The sequence below is a fragment of the Polaromonas jejuensis NBRC 106434 genome (assembly GCF_001598235.1).
Lineage (GTDB): Bacteria > Pseudomonadota > Gammaproteobacteria > Burkholderiales > Burkholderiaceae_C > Polaromonas > Polaromonas jejuensis.
Map to the genome: position 1 here is coordinate 53,674 of NZ_BCYO01000021.1, position 17,739 is coordinate 71,412.

At 62.5% G+C, this 17,739-nt stretch carries 19 protein-coding genes and 1 pseudogene; 7 read left to right on the plus strand and 13 right to left on the minus strand.

From position 1 onward, the window contains the following. The first annotated feature begins 74 nt into the window (after positions 1–74). Positions 75–968: an NAD(P)-dependent oxidoreductase gene (locus PJE01S_RS18945; RefSeq protein WP_068835211.1), complete on the plus strand. Its 894-nt coding sequence runs from the start codon at positions 75–77 to the stop codon at positions 966–968. Between the two features lie 104 nt (positions 969–1,072). Here the strand turns inward: PJE01S_RS18945 and alr are convergent, their stop codons facing one another. Continuing rightward, positions 1,073–2,167 carry an alanine racemase gene (alr, locus tag PJE01S_RS18950; RefSeq protein ID WP_068835212.1) on the minus strand — a complete coding sequence of 365 codons (1,095 nt, stop codon included), beginning with the start codon at positions 2,165–2,167 and terminating at the stop codon, positions 1,073–1,075. A 180-nt stretch (positions 2,168–2,347) separates the two neighbouring features. Here alr and lplT point away from each other — a divergent pair, with 180 nt between their 5' ends. The 3 genes from lplT to PJE01S_RS18965 all read left to right on the plus strand — a co-directional run bounded on the left by lplT (position 2,348) and on the right by PJE01S_RS18965 (position 5,235). Then, a complete protein-coding gene (gene lplT, locus PJE01S_RS18955; RefSeq protein ID WP_068835213.1) occupies positions 2,348–3,628 on the plus strand; it encodes a lysophospholipid transporter LplT in 1,281 nt (426 codons plus the stop codon). Between the two features lie 122 nt (positions 3,629–3,750). After that, complete coding sequence (locus PJE01S_RS18960) at positions 3,751–4,635, plus strand: DMT family transporter (protein WP_245660854.1); 885 nt, start codon at positions 3,751–3,753, stop codon at positions 4,633–4,635. A 114-nt stretch (positions 4,636–4,749) separates the two neighbouring features. Next, entirely contained in the window at positions 4,750–5,235 is a 486-nt protein-coding gene (locus tag PJE01S_RS18965; RefSeq protein WP_068835215.1) for a glutathione peroxidase, read from the plus strand. A gap of 88 nt (positions 5,236–5,323) precedes the next feature. On the opposite strand, the gene PJE01S_RS18970 is transcribed toward PJE01S_RS18965, so the two are convergent. From PJE01S_RS18970 to glnK, 9 genes are all read right to left on the minus strand, one after another. Then, positions 5,324–6,007, minus strand: coding sequence for a helix-turn-helix transcriptional regulator (locus PJE01S_RS18970; protein ID WP_068835216.1), 684 nt, complete (start codon positions 6,005–6,007; stop codon positions 5,324–5,326). A 46-nt stretch (positions 6,008–6,053) separates the two neighbouring features. Then, positions 6,054–6,500, minus strand: coding sequence for an EVE domain-containing protein (locus tag PJE01S_RS18975; RefSeq protein WP_068835217.1), 447 nt, complete (start codon positions 6,498–6,500; stop codon positions 6,054–6,056). Positions 6,501–6,514: 14 nt separating this feature from the next. Beyond that, positions 6,515–6,898 carry a VOC family protein gene (locus PJE01S_RS18980; RefSeq protein WP_068835218.1) on the minus strand — a complete coding sequence of 128 codons (384 nt, stop codon included), beginning with the start codon at positions 6,896–6,898 and terminating at the stop codon, positions 6,515–6,517. Positions 6,899–6,967: 69 nt separating this feature from the next. After that, positions 6,968–8,212 (minus strand): glycolate oxidase subunit GlcF, encoded by a 1,245-nt coding sequence (gene glcF, locus PJE01S_RS18985; protein WP_068835219.1) that lies wholly within the window; start codon positions 8,210–8,212, stop codon positions 6,968–6,970. Between the two features lie 5 nt (positions 8,213–8,217). Next, positions 8,218–8,988: a YoaK family protein gene (locus tag PJE01S_RS18990; RefSeq protein ID WP_068835220.1), complete on the minus strand. Its 771-nt coding sequence runs from the start codon at positions 8,986–8,988 to the stop codon at positions 8,218–8,220. 7 nt (positions 8,989–8,995) lie between these two features. Beyond that, positions 8,996–10,084, minus strand: coding sequence for a glycolate oxidase subunit GlcE (gene glcE, locus PJE01S_RS18995; protein WP_068835221.1), 1,089 nt, complete (start codon positions 10,082–10,084; stop codon positions 8,996–8,998). Positions 10,085–10,195: 111 nt separating this feature from the next. Beyond that, positions 10,196–11,122, minus strand: coding sequence for an SMP-30/gluconolactonase/LRE family protein (locus PJE01S_RS19000; RefSeq protein ID WP_068835222.1), 927 nt, complete (start codon positions 11,120–11,122; stop codon positions 10,196–10,198). A 165-nt stretch (positions 11,123–11,287) separates the two neighbouring features. Then, the gene (locus tag PJE01S_RS19005; protein WP_068835223.1) at positions 11,288–12,844 is read right to left on the minus strand and encodes an ammonium transporter; all 1,557 of its coding nucleotides are present in this window, start codon (positions 12,842–12,844) and stop codon (positions 11,288–11,290) included. A gap of 28 nt (positions 12,845–12,872) precedes the next feature. Further along, positions 12,873–13,211: a P-II family nitrogen regulator gene (gene glnK / locus PJE01S_RS19010; RefSeq protein ID WP_068835224.1), complete on the minus strand. Its 339-nt coding sequence runs from the start codon at positions 13,209–13,211 to the stop codon at positions 12,873–12,875. A gap of 314 nt (positions 13,212–13,525) precedes the next feature. Between glnK and PJE01S_RS19015 the strand changes: the two are divergent. Continuing rightward, a pseudogene (locus PJE01S_RS19015) lies at positions 13,526–13,786 on the plus strand (magnesium chelatase domain-containing protein); the annotation flags it as partial. Positions 13,787–13,843: 57 nt separating this feature from the next. Continuing rightward, positions 13,844–14,092: a hypothetical protein gene (locus PJE01S_RS25290; RefSeq protein WP_157090388.1), complete on the plus strand. Its 249-nt coding sequence runs from the start codon at positions 13,844–13,846 to the stop codon at positions 14,090–14,092. Positions 14,093–14,200: 108 nt separating this feature from the next. Here PJE01S_RS25290 and PJE01S_RS19020 read toward each other — a convergent pair whose 3' ends face one another. Further along, on the minus strand, positions 14,201–14,515 hold the full coding sequence (locus PJE01S_RS19020) for a hypothetical protein (protein WP_068835226.1): 315 nt from the start codon (positions 14,513–14,515) through the stop codon (positions 14,201–14,203). 155 nt (positions 14,516–14,670) lie between these two features. On the opposite strand from PJE01S_RS19020, the gene PJE01S_RS19025 reads away from it, so the two are divergent. Continuing rightward, entirely contained in the window at positions 14,671–15,612 is a 942-nt protein-coding gene (locus PJE01S_RS19025) for a DUF72 domain-containing protein (protein WP_068835227.1), read from the plus strand. A gap of 330 nt (positions 15,613–15,942) precedes the next feature. On the opposite strand, the gene PJE01S_RS24675 is transcribed toward PJE01S_RS19025, so the two are convergent. Together PJE01S_RS24675 and PJE01S_RS19030 are read right to left on the minus strand one after the other, a co-directional pair. Further along, on the minus strand, positions 15,943–16,500 hold the full coding sequence (locus PJE01S_RS24675; RefSeq protein WP_169804400.1) for a lysozyme inhibitor LprI family protein: 558 nt from the start codon (positions 16,498–16,500) through the stop codon (positions 15,943–15,945). Between the two features lie 601 nt (positions 16,501–17,101). Beyond that, positions 17,102–17,739 (minus strand): IS3 family transposase (locus PJE01S_RS19030; protein ID WP_157090389.1); only part of this gene is annotated, 638 nt, incomplete at its 5' end.

A 17,739-nucleotide genomic window follows, 5' to 3' on the forward strand; every position in this document is an offset into this window, starting at 1 on the left:
GAGTTGCGCCTCGGGTTAAAGAGTTGTATTAATATCAAATTCGAACCCACAGCAACTTTCATCAGGGGACAACCATGAAACACATTGGATTCATAGGCGCCTCGGGCTTGATGGGTCACGGGATTGCCCGCAACCTGCAGGCCAGGGGCTTTGACCTCAGCCTGACGGCGCATCGCAACACCGAGCGCATGGCCGACCTGCTGGCCGCCGGCGCCAGGCTAGTCACCAGCCCCGCCGAACTGGGCGCCTGCGACGCGGTGCTCATCTGCGTCACGGGCTCGCCCCAGGTCGAGCAAACACTGGCCGGCCCGCAAGGGGTGCTATCCAGAGCCCGCGCCGGGCTGATCGTGATCGACACATCGACCAGCGAACCCGAGTCCACACGCCGCCTGGCAGCCCAGTGCGCCGAGCGCGGCGTCACGCTGGTGGATGCGCCGCTGGCGCGCACGCCGGTGGAGGCCGAACTGGGCCGGCTCAACACCATGGTGGGCGCCGAGCCGGCCGTGCTCGACAAAATTCGCCCGGTGCTGGCGGCCTACTGCGAAAACATCTTCCACGTCGGCGGCCCCGGCGCCGGCCACGTGGTCAAGCTGCTCAACAACTTCATCGGGCAGGCCATTTGCACGGCGACGGCGGAGGCGTTTGCCGTGGGCGCGCTGGCCGGCGTGGAGCCGCAAAAGCTGGTGGAGGTGGTCTCGGCGGGGGCGGTGAACTCGGGCCTGTTCCAGGCCATGGCCAAGACCCTGCACGGTGACTTCTCCGGCCTCCAGTTCGAGCTGGACAACGCCCGCAAGGACTTGCGCTACTACACCCACCTGGCCGAAATGGTGAACGTGCCTTCCCTGGTCGGCGAGGCCGTGCACCAGAGCCTGGCCACCGCCAGCGCGCTGGGCCAGGGCAAGAAGTTTGTCACCTCGCTGGTGACGGCGCAGGAAAAACTCACGGGCGCGAGGATTGCACCGCAGTGAGGCTTGCCGCTGGCGGTGCTATCGGCGCCATCGCCGTTGCGCCTTGATCAGCTCGATGCCGCCCCCGTGACACCCGGCCCCGGCGCGCCAGGCGGGCAAGTTCCTTATTCGACGGTCATGGGCACACGCGGTGCCACCGCGCACATCAGTTCATAGCCCACGGTGCCGGCCGCCTGCGCCACCTCGTCAATGGACAGCACGGCGCCGCCCGATGACTGCCCCCACAAGGTCACTTCGCTGCCAAAGCCGGCCTCCGGCACCGGCGTCAGGTCCACCGTGAGCATGTCCATGCTGACGCGCCCCACCAGGCGGGTGCGCACGCCGTTGACCAGCACCGGCGTTCCGGTGCCGCAGTGGCGCGGGTAACCGTCGGCATAGCCGCAGGCGACCACACCGAGGCGCAGCGGCCCGTCGGCGCTGAAGCTGGAGCCATAGCCCACCGTGTCGCCGGCCACCAAATGCTGCAGCCCGATGATTTTTGATGCCAGCGTCATCGTGGGCTGCAAGTCCCAGTCGGCGGCGCTGTGTTCGGGGAAGTCCGGAGAGCTGCCGTACAGCACGATGCCGGGGCGTATCCAGTCGGAGCGACCGGCCAGAATGGCCCCGTAGCGCATGGTGGCGGCGCTGTTGCTGAGGCTGCGCTCGCCGGGCAGGTCGTGGGTCACGGCCTCAAAGGCCTTGAGCTGGGCAGAAATGCCCCTGGGGCCGTCGGCATCGGGGAAATGCTGCATCAGCGAAATCTCGTCGACCTGCGGCAGGGCATTGAGGCGCGTCCAGGCGGCGCGAAAGCGCTCGGGCGTGAAGCCCAGGCGGTTCATGCCGGTGTTCATTTTCAGAAACACGCGGTGCGGCAGCTGGGTCTTGTGGGCGGCCAGCATGTCGATCTGCTCGTTGCAGTGAATGGCGTGCCACAGGCCCAGGCGGGAGCACAGCTCGAGGTCGCGCGCCTCAAAACAGCCTTCCAGCAGCAGGATGGGACCGCGCCAGTCGAGCGCGCGCAGGCGCTGCGCCTCCGCCAGATCCAGCAAGGCAAAACCATCGGCGCTGCGCAGGGCGTCAAAAACCCGCTCGATGCCGTGGCCGTAGGCATTGGCCTTGACAACCGCCCAGACCCGCGCATCCGGCGCAGCGGCCCGGGTGCGGGCAAGGTTATGACTCAGGGCGCTGGTGTGAACGGTGGCGTGTATGGGACGTGGCATGGCTGAAGGTCGTGTTGATGTGTGAGGCGCAAACCGGCATTGGCGCAAGCTGGTGAAAAGTCTTTATGGATTCTGACACCAGTCCCCATGCTATAAACAGGGATCGTCCGGAGACACTCACCCCCTATATTGCAGCATCAGACCTGCTGATGCATCTGATGCAATGATTACAAGAGTTTAATGAAGCGCGGTTTTTACACCATCATGGCGGCCCAGTTTTTCAGCTCGCTGGCTGATAACGCGCTGTTTGTAGCCGCCGTGGAACTGCTCAAAACCAATGGCGCCCCCAAGTGGCAGCCGGCGGCGCTGGTGCCCATGTTTGCCTTGTTTTACGTGGTGCTGGCGCCTTTCGTAGGCGCTTATGCCGATGCCCGGCCCAAGGGCAACGTCATGTTCATGAGCAACGCCATCAAGATCGTTGGCTGCCTGATGATGCTGTTTGGCTCGCACCCCTTGCTGGCCTATGCCATTGTCGGGCTGGGCGCTGCCGCCTACTCGCCCGCCAAGTACGGCATCCTGACCGAATTGCTGCCGGCCTCGCAGCTGGTCAAGGCCAATGGCTGGATCGAGGGCCTGACGATTTCGTCGATCATTCTGGGGGTCTTGCTGGGCGGCCAGCTGGTGGGCCACACCGTGTCCCACCTGCTGCTGTCGTTTGACTTTCCGTTTATTGACACCGGCGTTAACACCCCCGCCGAAGCTGCGATTGCGGTGCTGATATCGCTGTACATCGCTGCCGCCTGGTTCAACCTGCGCATCCCGGACACGGGCGTCGAAATGCGGCCCATGCCGCGCAACAAGCTGGAGCTGCTGCCCGATTTCTGGAACTGCAACGCCGCCCTGTGGCGCGACAAGCTGGGCCAGATCTCGCTGGCCACGACCACGCTGTTCTGGGGCGTGTCGGGCAACCTGCGCTACATCGTGCTGGCCTGGAGCGCCGCCGCCCTGGGCTACAGCACCACGCAGGCGTCCTCGCTGGTCGGCGTGGTGGCGATTGGCACGGCGATCGGGGCGGTGCTGGCCTCGATGCGCATGCGCCTGGACCAGGCCGCCCGCGTGATGCCGCTGGGCATTGCCATGGGCGTGCTGGTCATGTTGATGAACTTCATCAACAACGTCTGGGTGGCGGCGCCCTTCCTGATCCTGCTGGGTGGCCTGGGCGGCTTCCTGGTGGTGCCCATGAATGCGCTGCTGCAGCACCGGGGCCACAACCTGATGGGCGCGGGCCGCTCGATTGCCGTGCAAAACTTCAACGAGCAGGCCTGCATCCTGGCGCTGGGCGCGGGCTACAGCCTGTCCACCGGCATGGGCTTGTCGGCATTTGGTGCGATTACCGGCTTTGGCCTGGTGGTGGCCGGTTTCATGTGGCTGATCCAGCGCTGGCACAAAAACAACTGCATCAAGCACAAAGAGCAGCTTGACCACCTGCTTAACATCGCCCGCAGCGATAAATTGCACTGATGCACACCGATGCGAGCCATCGAAATGCCGGGAATTTGTCTGCCGGGCCGCCCCCAGGAAAATTAGCCCCTTCTTCTTGTGAAAGGGGCAGCGCAACGCCGGAGGCACCCGAAGTGGCAAGCGTGGGGGCCATCTTCGCGCTGGTGCTGAACGCCTTTGTCTGGGGCGTTTCCTGGTGGCCCTTGCGGGAGCTGCAGGGCCACGGCCTGCACCCCCTGTGGGCCACTGCGCTGGTGTACCTGGTGGTGGTCAGCGGACTGCTGACCGTGCGCTTCAAGGCCTGGCGCGGTTTTGCGGCGCATCCGCAACTGTGGTGCCTGGCCCTGGCGGCGGGCCTGACCAATATGGGCTTCAACTGGGCCGTGACCGTGGGCGACGTGGTGCGTGTGGTGCTGCTGTTTTACCTGATGCCGGCCTGGTCGGTCCTGGTGGCCTGGGTGGTTCTGGGCGAAAAGCCTTCCGCCTCGTCGCTGCTGCGCCTGCTGCTGGCCATGTCCGGCGTGCTCGTGGTGCTCAAGACCCCTGACTCGCCGTGGCCCGTGCCGCAGGACGTCACCGACTGGCTGGCGATCATGGGCGGCTTCAGCTTTGCCGTCACCAACGCCCTGCTGCGCAAATGCGGCCACACCCCCAGCGCCTCACGCATGCTGGCCATGTTCGGCGGCAGCGGGCTGATGGCCGTCGTGGCGGCGCTGCTGGGCATGTCGCAGCAACTGGTGCCGGCGCCCGCGCTGCAGGCCGCCGGCATTCCGGTGGTACTGGGGCTGGGCCTGGCGCTCATGGCCAGCAATGCGGCCCTGCAATATGGCGCAGCACGGCTGGCCGCCGGCACCACGGCCATCGTGATGCTGACGGAAATCCTGTTTGCCAGCCTCTCCTCCGCGGCGCTGGGCGCGGCCCAGTTCAGCCCGCGCGTCCTGCTGGGCGGCAGCCTGATTGTGCTGGCGGCGGCGCTGGCAGCGCTGGCGCCCTCACCCGAGGCGTCAGGCGGCGCAAAACCGCACTGAGCCGGCCCGGCGCCCTCACGCCTCCTCCTTCGTTTCGTGCACGTGGCCATGCGGGCCGCGACCCACGGAAAATCACGGTCGCGTTACGATGGTGATTCACTCCAGGAGACCTTCATGAGTACGGTATATGACTTTGAAGCCCGTCAGATCAATGGCAAAGACATCCCGCTGTCCGAGTTCAAAGGCAAGGTGATGCTGATCGTGAACACAGCCAGCCAATGCGGCTTCACCCCGCAGTTCGGCGGCCTTGAAACGCTGCACAAAACCTATGCCGACAAGGGCCTGGCGGTACTGGGCTTTCCCTGCAACCAGTTCGGCTCGCAGGACCCGGGCAATGACGACGAGATCTCTGCGTTCTGCCAAGTCAACTACGGCGTCAGCTTTCCGATGATGTCCAAGATCGAGGTCAACGGCCCGACCGCACACCCGCTGTACAAATGGCTGACCGCCGAGGCACCCGGCCTGCTGGGCAGCAAGGGCATCAAGTGGAACTTCACCAAGTTTCTGGTCGGCAAAGACGGGCAAGTCATCAAGCGCTACGCGCCGCTGGACAAACCCGCTGATCTGACGAAAGACATCGAAGCGGCACTGGCGGCCTGAGGAATTGCATGAAAGCCGCGCTTCCTCGCGGATTGCTTGAATAGCTTGCTATCCATTCAATAGCACCGCAGCATTTTTGGCCAAACCGTCAACGGGTGGCGCCGACCTGCCGCAGGAAGTCAGCCAGTGTTTTTCCCGCCTCATCGCGAAAAACGCCCTCCTGGGCCTGCACGTCGTCGATGCGGTCCACGCGGAATCTCCGGAAAGCCTGCCGGGTTTCGCACCAGGCCGCCAATGTCCACACCTTGCCCCAGAAAAAACAGCCCAGCGGCCGGATGCTGCGCTGGCTGCTCTGGTCGGCCGCGTCACGGTAACGGATGCTGAGGCGGCGGCGCGCCTGCACCGCTTCGCGCAGGGTCTGCAGGCGCTGCTGCGTGGCGGGCTCCAGCGCGAAGGCGGGTGCGTACAGGGCCAGGCTCTCGGCCGCCGCACGGGTCGGGCCGGACAACACGGACAGGATTTTCCCCAGCGCCTGTTCGGCCTCACGCGCCAGCGCCGGATCCAGCCAGGTCTGTGCCAGGCGCGCCCCGGCGACCAGCGCCCTGGCCTCCCCTTCACTGAACATCAGGGGCGGCAACTCAAAGCCGGCCCCGAGCCGGTAGCCGACGCCGGCCTCACCCTCTATCGGCACGCCCTGGTGCTGCAGGTCGGCCACATCGCGGTACACGGTGCGCTCGGACACCTCCAGGCGCTGTGCCAGAAACGCCGCCGTGGTGAGACGGCGCCCCCGTATCAGCTGGACAATGTGGAACAGTCGGTCGGCACGGCGCATGCACGACATTTTAGGCCTGTAGCCCGTGTCGAATATGCGCAAGCAGCTATCGAAAATATAGCAACGAGAGATCTGCCATCATCGCGCGGGCAATCAGCCGCATGTCGTGGTCGCTCACGTCAAACAGGCCGAAGCGGAATTTGTAACCCCAGCGGCTGCGGTCTTCCACGAAGTCGAAGCTGTCCAGCAGCGGCAAAATCGAAGCCTCCTGCGCGCTCACATAGTGCACGTCGCGCCGCCAGGGCACAAAGCCCTGGCCCATGTCGACCGTAAAAGGCTCGCCGGGCCCGACGATGCCGATGGAGACAAAACACTGGCACCTGTCTTTGCCGCCCATCGTCATGGCGGGTGCGTAGTAGGCGACCCGGTCATCCGGCTGCACGCGGCGGATCGGCCCGCTTTTGCCGTGGCAGACCTGCATGAAGCCGCCGCCAGGATGGTCGCGGCCCCGTTGCGCATGCTCCGCGCTGGCCACCGCAATCCAGTTTTTCATAGCGCAGTCCACGCTCAGGCCAGCGCGTGCAGGCCGACCCGGTTGCCTTCGCAGTCGACGATATGCGCGAAAAACCCCATCCCCGGCGGCAAGGCGGTGCGGGGCGTGCTGATGCGCCCGCCCGCGGGCCCTACCCGGGACAGCACGGCGTCGAGCGAAGCGCCTGCGTTCAGGTAAACCAGCGTGCCTTGCGCACCGGGAGCGGCGACTTCCGGCCCGGCCATCAAGGCGCCGCGCACGGCCTCCTCGCCTTCGCCGGCAAACACCGCCATCTCCATGCCGGGGCCGCCGTAATTTTCGCGCCGCAGGGGGGCGCCCAGCAGCTGCTCGTAAAACGCCTGCGCGCGGCTGAGCTGTGTGCAGGGAATTTCAAACCAGTTGATCGCGTGGGAGTGCATGGAGAGGTCCTTTCAAGACAACGATTGAAGAGGACGCCATGGTGCGCCGGCCCTGCTGACAGCGTGGTGTCAGGAGCCCGGGTTTCCCAAGGCCTGGTCAAGCACTTCCACCCAGTGCCGAACGGGCGTGGCCGTGCCGCTTTGCAGGTGCGTGATGCAGCCGATGTTGGCCGAGACAATCACCTCGGGCTGCGTGGCCTGCAAATTCCCCAGCTTGCGGTCGCGCAGTTCATAGGCGATGGTGGGGTTGAGCACCGAGTAGGTGCCTGCCGAGCCGCAGCACAAATGCGCTTCATTGGCGGCCACCTGGATGTCAAAGCCCAGCTCGCCCAGGTACTTTTCCACGCCGCCCCGCAACTGCTGGCCGTGCTGCAGGGTGCACGGTGGATGAAAGACCATGGGGCGGGTGGCGGCCGTCACCTTTGCGCGCAACGACTCCGTCAACTCGGGCAGCAGCTCGCTCAGGTCGCGGGTGAGCTCGCTGATGCGCGCGGCCTTCGACGCGTAGGCCGGGTCGCCCTTGAGGAGGTAGCCGTACTCCTTGACCGTGACACCGCAACCCGAGGCATTCATCACGATGGCCTCCACACCTGAATTCGCACCGGCCTCCACATAGGGCCACCAGGCGTCGATGTTGCGGCGCATCTCGGCCTTGCCACCCGCCTGGTCGTTGAGGTGAAACTTGACGGCACCGCAGCAGCCGGCCTTCGCCGCCACCACGGTCTCTATCCCGGCCGCATCCAGCACGCGCGCCGTGGCCGCATTGATGTTGGGCATCATGGCGGGCTGCACGCAACCTTCGAGCATGAGCATCTTGCGCGCATGGCTGCGTGCCGGCCACACGCCGGCCGGCTGCCGGGCGGGCACCTTGGCCTGAAGCGCGGCGGGCAGCAGGCCGCGCACGGCCTGGCCCAGTTTCATGGCCGGCGCGAAGAGCGGTGACGGCAGGCCCTCCTTGAGCGCCCAGCGCACGGCGTTTTCACCGGCCGGGCGCGGCACGCGCTCGTCGACCAGCTTGCGGCCAATGTCGACCAGATGGCCGTACTGCACGCCGCTGGGGCAGGTAGTTTCACAGTTGCGGCAGGTCAGGCAGCGGTCCAGATGCAGCTGGGTCTTGCGGGTCGGCGTCTCGCCTTCCAGCACCTGCTTGATCAGGTAGATGCGGCCGCGCGGACCATCGAGCTCATCACCGAGCAGCTGGTAGGTCGGGCAGGTGGCCGTGCAAAAGCCGCAGTGCACGCACTTGCGCAAAATCGCTTCGGCCTCGCGGCCGTCGACCGTGTTTTTGAATTCGGGAGCCAGGTTGGTTTGCATGGTTTTCAGAGGGACTGGCTGCGGGCGCGGGCTTGCCGGCGAAAGCCGCGGCGGGCATCAGACAGCAGGGGTGGCAGGGACAAGAGCAGCAACAGCATGGCCAGCGGCGCCACCCATACAAAGCCGATGTATTTGAAGCCCGTGGCGCCCACCAGCCCGCCCACGATGAACATGCCCAGCAGGGAGCCCAGCAACAGCAGCTTGCTGTGGTTGGCCCGAACCCGGGACTCGGGCGGGCTACCCGTGCGATTCCAGTAGAGCATCTTGCCCAGCTCGATCCCCAGGTCAGTGATCACGCCGGTCATGTGCGTCGTGCGGATCTCGGCAGAAGAGATTTTTGTCACCAGTGCGTTTTGCAGCCCCATGGTGAAGGCCAACACCAGCACCGTCAGCGGCACGGCAAAGGGGGTTTGCCGGTTCAGGGTGGCGCCAAGCAGGCCAAACACCAACAGCAGCACCGCTTCCAGCAGCAAGGGCAAGGCGTATTCACTGCGCAAGTGGTTCTGGCGCGCCCAGTTCACCAGCATGGCCGTGGCGGCCGCGCCGGCCGTGAACGCCAGCAGGGCGCCGATGGCACCCAGCACCAGCGTGATATGGCCCAGCACCAGGTTGTCGGCCACCATCGAGACAAAACCCGTCATGTGCGAGGTGTACATGCTCACCACCATGAAACCGCCCGCATTGATGGCTCCGGCCATAAAGGCCAGCGCGCGCCCCAGCAGGCGGTTGGTGGCTTGCGTGCGGTGTTGACCGGTGAGGTGGCGCAGACGTCGCATGGCGGCTTTACCAGTCCGGGTACATCCGGCCACGGTTAAAGATGCCGGCCGGGTCGAATTGTTTCTTCAGCTCGCGGTGTATGCGGTCCAGCGGCGTCTTGAGCGGACTGAACACCGGCACGGTTTTGTCGGCGGAGCGAAACAGGGTGGCGTGGCCATGAGCCTCTGCGGCGGCGCGACGAATGGCCGGGGCATCGCCCGCTGGCCGCTTGAGCCAACGCTGCGCACCGCCCCACTCCACCAGCGTGGCGCCGAAATCCAGCACTGCGGCCGTGTCGGGCAGGCTGACCCGCCACAAGGATTCATCGCCCTGCAGCCGGAAAAAAGGCAGGGCCTGCTCTCGCAGGGCCACCCACAGGGCCCGGGCTTCGCCCTCCCCCACGGCTTCGCCGCCCAGGGTCTTTTGCGCTGCAGCGACGGCGGCCTTGGCGCCCCTGAGGCGCACCCACAAGCGGCCCGCCTGCCAGCAGGAGGCGTTGAGAGACAGGGGCAGCCCACCCCAGCGGTTGAGCTGGCGCAAGGCCGTGGCTTCATCCATGTCGAACGCCAGCGTGGCCTCCAGAGGCGCGACCGGCAGCACTTTCAGGGACACCTCCAGCAACACACCCAGCGTGCCGAGCGAGCCGGCCATCAGGCGCGAGACATCGTAGCCGGCCACATTCTTCATGACCTGGCCGCCAAAGGTGAGCTGCTCGCCCTTGCCGTTGAGCAGGACCACGCCCAGCATGTAGTCGCGCACCGCACCGGCACTGCTGCGCGCGGGGCCATTCAGGCCGCTGGCCACCATGCCGCCGACGGTCGCCCGCGCACCGGAGTCGCCGAAATGCGGTGGTTCGAACGGCAGGCACTGGCCCTGGGCGGCCAGCAGGGCCTCCAGCTCGGCCAGCGGTGTGCCGGCCCGCACGGTGACCACCAGTTCGCTGGGCTCGTAGCTGGTCACTCCGGCGAACGCCGTCATGTCCAGGACTTCCCCTCGCAGGGCTTGCCCATAGAAGTCCTTGCTGCCACCCCCGCGTATGCGCAAGGGCGTTCCCGCAGCGGCGGCGGCGCGCACCCGCTCGGCCATAGCAGCCGTCACATCAGTATCTGGAACCATGGCAAGAATGGTAAGCCGCGGCGGCGCCCAAGCTATTGATTTTTTTGAACGCGGCCTGTTCGGTTTTTTGCAGCCGGGCCGGATGAATTGCGCCAGGCATCCGGTGAATCCTCAGTCCTTGAAGAAATTCACCGGCAAACCGGGCACCTCTACCCGCATGGAAAACACGCAGCCCGAGTCCGGCCAGGCTTGCAACTCCTGCTGGGGGCGGTTGTAGCGCGCCGTCGTGAGGTAAAGCGTTTGCAGGTCGTCCCCGCCGAAGCAAGGCATGGTCGGGCAGCGCGCCGGCACCGGAATATCGGCCAGCAATTGGCCTGCGGGCGAAAGCTTGAGCAGCCGCCCTCCTTCGAACATGGCGACGTAGTAGTTGCCCAGGGCATCCACCGCCGCCCCGTCAGGCCGGCCACCGTAGCCCGGCATGCCGGGCTGCCAGCCCTCGGGCTTGCCAGGCCATTGAGCGAATACCCGGGCGTTGGTCATGGCGTTGCTGTTGCCATCCCAGTCCCAGGCGCGAATGGTGTGGCGCGGCGTATCGGTCCAGTACACCGTGGAGGTGTCTGGTGACCAGGCCAGCCCGTTGGCAATGATGGCATTGCCGGCCTTGATTTCCACCACGGGTGCCTGGCCGTCCCGGCAATCCAGGGAAAAAAGCTGGGCCTTGTCGGCATCGCGCGGCTCGTACATGGTGCCGGCCCAGAAACGGCCCATGGGGTCGGCCTTGCCGTCATTAAAGCGGGTGGTGGCCGTGTCATGGTCGGCCAGCATGAGCCGCTGCAAGGGGCCGCCCCATTGCCGCGCGCGGTAAATGCCGTCGCGCAGCGCGATGACCAGGCCGCTGGCTTCGCCCTGCGTCTGCGCGGGTGCGATGCTGCCGGGCTCCGACGGCATGGCCCAGCTTTCCACCGTGCCCGTGAGGACATTGCAGCGGTGAATCCGCCGGCCGGGAATGTCCACCCAGTAAAGCCTCTGCTCGTCGGGGTGCCAGAAAGGAGATTCACCCAGCTCGCTGGGCGGTGCAACGACGGTTTGCCAGGTCATGTCGGGTGTCTCCTTCATATGAACGCTTCTGTCTCGCGGTGATCAATGCCAATGCGCACTGTACAGGCAAAAAAACGCCCACCGGCTTGCGCCAGCGGGCTGAACATCCAAGGGAGATTCTTGTCGGTCAGGAGACTGCCTCTTCAAGGCAGTCCCCTTGGCCAGTCAGCGGTTGTAGGCGGTTTCACCGTGTGAGGTGATGTCCAGGCCTTCGCGCTCGTCTTCTTCGCTGACACGCAGGCCGATCGTCAGGTCAACCACCTTGTAGGCGATAAAGGACACGACGCCCGACCACACAACGGTCAGCAGCACGGCTTTGGCCTGAATCCACACCTGCGAAACGATGGAGTAGTCTGCTGCGGTCACGCTGGTTGCCGTCACCCAGTCCCCCACAAAGCTGGGGCCACCCAGCGCCGGGGAGTTGAATACACCGGTCAGCAATGCACCCAGAATACCGCCGATGCCGTGCACGCCGAATACGTCCAGCGAATCGTCTGCACCCAGCAGCTTCTTCAGGCCATTCACGCCCCAGAGGCAGGCAAAGCCGGCGGCGAAGCCGATGACAATACCGCCGCCGATGCCGACGTTGCCTGCAGCAGGCGTGATGGCAACCAGACCTGCAACGCAACCGGAAGCCGCGCCGAGCATGGAGGCCTTGCCCTTCATCAGCGCTTCGCCCACACACCATGCCAGCACAGCCGCAGCAGTTGCGCACAGCGTGTTGATGAATGCCAGGGCGGCAAAGCCGTTCGCTTCGAGCGCAGAACCTGCGTTAAAGCCGAACCAGCCCACCCACAACAAGGCGGCACCCACCATGGTCAGCGTCAGGCTGTGAGGCGCCATCGACTCCTTGCCATAGCCGATACGCTTGCCGACCACGAAGGCGCCGACCAGACCGGCCACGGCCGCATTGATGTGCACAACGGTACCGCCTGCGAAGTCAAGCGCGCCCATCTGCCAGAGGTAGCCGCCCTTGCCGTTCACCGCATCGACAACTTCCTTGCCCGTATAGGCATCAGGACCCATCCAGAACCACACCATGTGCGCAATCGGTGCGTAGCTGAAAGTGAACCAGATGGCCATGAACAACAGCACTGCGGAGAACTTGACGCGTTCAGCGAAAGCACCCACGATCAGCGTGCAGGTAATGGCGGCAAAGGTGGCCTGGAATGCGGCGTACACAATTTCAGGGATGTAAACACCCTTGCTGAAGGTGGCAGCGTTGGCAAAGGTGCCGGCCGCATTGTCCCAAATGCCTTTCATGAACAGCCGGTCAAAGCCGCCGAAGAACGCATTGCCTTCGGTAAAGGCCAGGCTGTAGCCGTAGATAAACCACAGCACGAGGATCATGGAGAACGTCACCATGACCTGCATCAAGACCGACAGCATGTTCTTGCTGCGGACCAGGCCGCCATAGAACAAGGCCAGACCAGGCACAGCCATCATCAGGACCAAAAGCGTGGAGACCAGCATCCAGGCGGTATCGCCCTTGTTGGGAACAGGTGCCGGCGCTGCGGCAGGCGCTGCCGCCGAAGCCGCTGCCACAGCAGGGGCTGCCATCGCCGCGGGCGCAGGCGCAGCTACCGAAGCAGCCGCCTCGGCGGGTTTGGCTTCAGCGGCGGCGGATGCGGCGGGGCTGGCGGCCGGGGCCTGCGCCAGTACGGCTGCACCCGTGGTCAGCAAACTCAATCCCAAAGCAAGGGAGGCAAGTAGTTTTTTCATGTTGATGTACTCTTTTTAGGGTTGAGCCTTACAGCGCTTCCTTGCCGGTTTCACCGGTGCGGATGCGCACGACCTGCTCGAGGTTGTAGACAAAGACCTTGCCGTCGCCGATCTTGCCGGTACGCGCGGCACTTTCAACCGCCTCGATCACGCGGTCCACCAGTTCGTCGGAGACTGCCGCTTCAATCTTGACCTTGGGCAGGAAATCGACCACATACTCGGCGCCGCGGTACAGCTCGGTATGTCCTTTTTGACGACCGAAGCCCTTGACTTCGGTGACGGTGATGCCTTGGACGCCAATACCGGAGAGCGCTTCACGCACTTCATCCAGCTTGAACGGTTTGATGATGGCCGTTACGAGTTTCATTTCAGGTTTCCTCCAGGTGAATAGTGAAGCGGCGTGATGTGCCGCCCTTGCCGCATTAAAGAATTTTTGTCAGGGCCGACGGCGATGATGCGAAAGCGACCTGGACGTGAATAACTTTCATGGGAGGCTCCGGGGTTGTTAGTTGGGGCCAAAGCTCCATAGCATGTACCGTGCCAGGCTTTTCCTGGCCATGCGAAGCCGGTCTACCGTTTCTTGCCCAGTCGCGTTAGAGTTCAAGAAACACAAATACATGATGCACTTTTTTGGTGCGTTTGTGATGCACAATTTTGATGCATTTTGCAGGGAGCCTCTGAATGAGCTTGTCTTTAGTGCATAGCCGGGCCTTGCTGGGTCTGGAAGCCCGGCCGGTATGCGTCGAAGTGCATCTGGCCAACGGCCTGCCCAGCTTTACGCTGGTCGGGCTGGCAGAGACTGAAGTGAAGGAGGCGCGCGAACGGGTGCGCTCGGCCATTCAGAACACCGGACTGGAATTTCCGGCGAATAAACGAATCACCGTCAACCTGGCACCCGCCGATCTCCCCAAGGATTCGGGCCGCTTCGTTCTAGCGCTCTCATTCTGTTAGCTAGTCGTCCCTGAGAAACTCGATTAGCTTTACCGGGGATTTTCATAGATGAGTAAAAACGCAGAAACGCTTCGGAAGTTAGTCGACGAAATGAAAGTTGGTCAGGACGAGGCCTTGAATATATGGAATAAAGGTCAAGCCGAACCATTGACACCAGTCCAATGGAAAGCATATATGGCGCAACCAAATACGCCATCTTGGAAGCCTTGCCCGGATAGTGTGGTGCTCCACATGGAGACGGTGCTGCGCGATTGGCGGCGGAAACAGATAGAAAGTGATGGCAGCCGCAAAATTTAACAGCTCATCCACGAGTGCTACGCGAGTACCGCTTGCCAACTTGTTGCTTGAGCTGGGCATCTAAAGAAGGTGACACAAGGGAGTCACGAAGGAGAAATAGCTGCTGCATTAATGGACCTCAACAGGCTGGCGTTCCAGGTGCAACGCAAAGTGGGCATCACCTTCGCCAATGTTCTTGAGGCCAGCCCGCTGCGCGGTTTCGAATGCTTTTGGCCATTTGGTGGCCAAAGAATAGGTCTCGCTGCTCACTTCGCTGGCCTCGCATTCGCTGGCTTCGCGCCAGGCGCGGTAGACCGCCACGACGGCTTCTGCGCCGCCCAACCTGCGCTCAAGCTCCTTGACAAAACGAACTTCTGCCGCGACCTTTTCAGCAGCAGGAAGTCCTTCGCCGCCTTGAAGGGAGACGGAATACGGTTTGTCCATGATAAGGCTCCAAGTTGAGTTTACTGGATAAACATACAGTATCGCCAAACCAGCGCTACACGTCAATGGAAAAAGTAAAAAGCGATGCCGCGGGATGGCGCTGTTGCGCCACCGTCCGACGACCCTGCCGGAGGGCAGGCGGGCACAATAAAACGATGGCAATCCTGGTGGGTACGGCTTCCTGGACGGACAAGACCTTGGTCGAATCGGGGCTGTTTTATCCCCCTGAGGCCAAGTCTGCGGAAGCGCGCTTGCGCTTTTACGCGAGCCGGTTTCCCATGGTCGAGGTCGATTCGAGCTACTACGCCATCCCGCAGCCTTCGACGTCCCAGCTGTGGGTTGAGCGCACGCCGCCGGGGTTTGTTTTCAACATCAAGGCATTCCGGCTATTCACGGGCCACCAGACTTCGCCGACCGTCCTTCACCAGGACATCCGTGAGGCATTGCCGGCGAGCGCGAACAAGATGCTCTATTACCGGGACCTGCCGCCGGATATCCTGGACGAGCTCTGGCGGCGCTACAAGGAAGCGCTGGAGCCGCTGAGAGCAGCCAGCAAGTTAACCGCTGTGCACTTTCAGTTTGCACCCTGGATCATCAGCAACCGCGACGGCCATGCGCATGTGCGTGAGTGTGCCGACAGGATGGCAGGAACCCAATTGGCCGTCGAGTTCCGCAACCTGAGCTGGTTTGACGAGGCGCACCAGGCGGCGACGCTGGAGTTTGAAAGGAAACTCGGGGTCGCCCATGTAGTGGTGGATGGGCCGCAGGGGTTCAGCAACTGTGTGCCGTCGATTTGGGCCGTTTCGAGTCCCAAGCTGGCCGTCGTGAGGCTGCACGGCCGCAACGCGGCGACATGGAATATCAAAGGGGCTACGGTGGCTTCGGACCGGTTTAACTATGACTACCCCGAGCACGAGCTGGAACAATTGATTCCGAGCATCCGGGAACTTGAGCGTCGAGCCGAGCTGGTTCAGGTCATCTTCAACAACAACTATCAAGACCAAGGCCAGCGCAATGCTGCTACCTTGATGCGACTCTTGGGTGACGCGCCCCGCGTTAGCCCTGCGGTATCGCGGGGTGATCTTTTGGGGGATTAGCACGTACAAGACGACGTACCCGGTACTCTTACCTCAAAACGAGGTGACGCAGCAGGCGCCAAAAGCAAGTATCAATGCTGCCTTCAGACTGACTGCCGTCATACAGCTTTTCGATCTGCTTGCTCCAGACCGGTCACTCAGGGCTGCTGGTTATTGGTCGGCAATGTGGCGACGATTTCAATACTCTGAGCACCCGCTATCGGCCAAGAGCGGACCTTCCATTGAGCGGTTCAATTGCCGTTCCTCATTCTTTTTTTTTAATACAAAGCTATTCTCGGAAAGTGAGTTTTTTCTACATCCTCATCATTCGATACGAGGCAAGGTTATGCGTCATCTTTCAAGGGAGAATGTCTCTATATGGCGGTCGAATGCTTCCATTCTGCGCTTGGCTTCATCAAGCATGCATTCCTCGTACATCGCTGGCTGGAGTGCTCCTCCATGGTAGCTTTCCGCAACCAGACCACACTCGCGTTCTCTGAACGTGTTCCACGCGCGTTGTGCATTGACCAACGCCTTGGGAGCATTTGCCCAACTCGGCTCTCTTGAAGCAGCCTTGCGGAGCGACCGAAGTAAATGCCCATACCGCTTGTTAAGTTCCTCTTCCGTTGCCGCTCTCTTGCCCGCCGCACATCTATTTGCGTTGTCCGAGGACCCGTCGTACTTGCATGAGTGCCTGACAATTAGCGCCTCACACGCCTTAGAAGCCTCATTGCAACATGCCTTTGAGGCTGCCTCCTTACATTGTGGTGATTCAAGAACGTTGTTCCACGACTCTGCCTCCGTCATTGACTCATCTTCGACGGTTGTTGAGGAGACGGTTGAGGGCTGTGCAAGAATGAAGAACGACGCAAAGGCGACGAGAAAGAGAGAAGAGAATTTTTGACGCATACCTGAGTGCATTCCGTGCGAGCACTATAACCCGCGTTCCGAGCAAACCTATGCGCAGCCGGGGTGGGGGAAGTGTTCGGCAGGTATGCACCTGCCCAATGCATAACGATGGCTGAAAGTCTGCTTTTCGCTTATGCGTCTGTCCGCTTTGGGCCCAAACGAGCCCGTCAACGGGGTCCCGCTTGAGCGCCTGCAATGCAGCGTTTGCTGCCGGTCACCACCGTCAGCTTTCTGGAAGTGCACGTAGAACTACCGGCACGAACCATCGACCATTCCCCTTCTGTAAGTCGCTGATTCTTCAACTTATTACAGGGGAAACGGTATCCATTGCAAGAAAGATACGATTACCCCGGGTCTTGCCCCAAAAAACCCGAAGATTGACAGCATCGAATAGATGCTTAGTGCAGCTTGACGGATGGGCCTGTATACCGATCAATGTACCGAGCAAGGCTATCCAGGATGGTTTTGGCGAAGCCGTGCAGGGCGATGTTGCGCCTCTTGTACAGCGATCGGTACATCCATTGCGCGATAGTGCCTTCCACTTGTTGCGGCCACCCAAGAATTGACCCAGGTGGGGGTGCGGCGTAAATCTTGGACTGGTTTATGCCGTAAGTCCGAGACTCGCCCGGTATTCGATGGGACTGAGTGAGCCAAGGGATATCTTGATGCGCTTTTCGTTATACCAGCGGATGTAGGAGTCAACTACCTCGATGAATTGCTCAATAGTTGAAGCCTGCCAGTTGCGAGGGTAGAACAGTTCCGTTTTCAGCCGCCCAAAGAATCCCTCGCAAGCCGCATTGTCGGGCGAGCATCCCTTGCGCGACATCGAGCGGATCAGCTTGGCGTTGTGCATCCTGGAGAGCCAGCCAGGCCAGCGATAGTGCCCACCGCGATCAGAGTGAACGACGGGCCGATCATTGCTGTTGGCTACTCTCTCGATGGCAGCATCCAACATGGTGTTCACCAGGTCGGCATCTGGACGCGTACCGATGGTCCAGCTGACCACCAGACCATCGAAGCAGTCGATCATGGGCGAGAGATATACCTTGCCAGCAGGTATCTGGAACTCCGTGATGTCGGTCAGCCATTTCTCATTCGGAGTTGCAGCCTGGAAGTCCCGGTTGATGAGGTTCTCTGGCGCCGGGCTGATTTCGCAAAGGTAGGAGCCGTACCGACGCTTTCTGTTAGCGGCAACGACCAGGCATTCCTGCTTCATGAGGCGTTGTACGACTTTCTCGG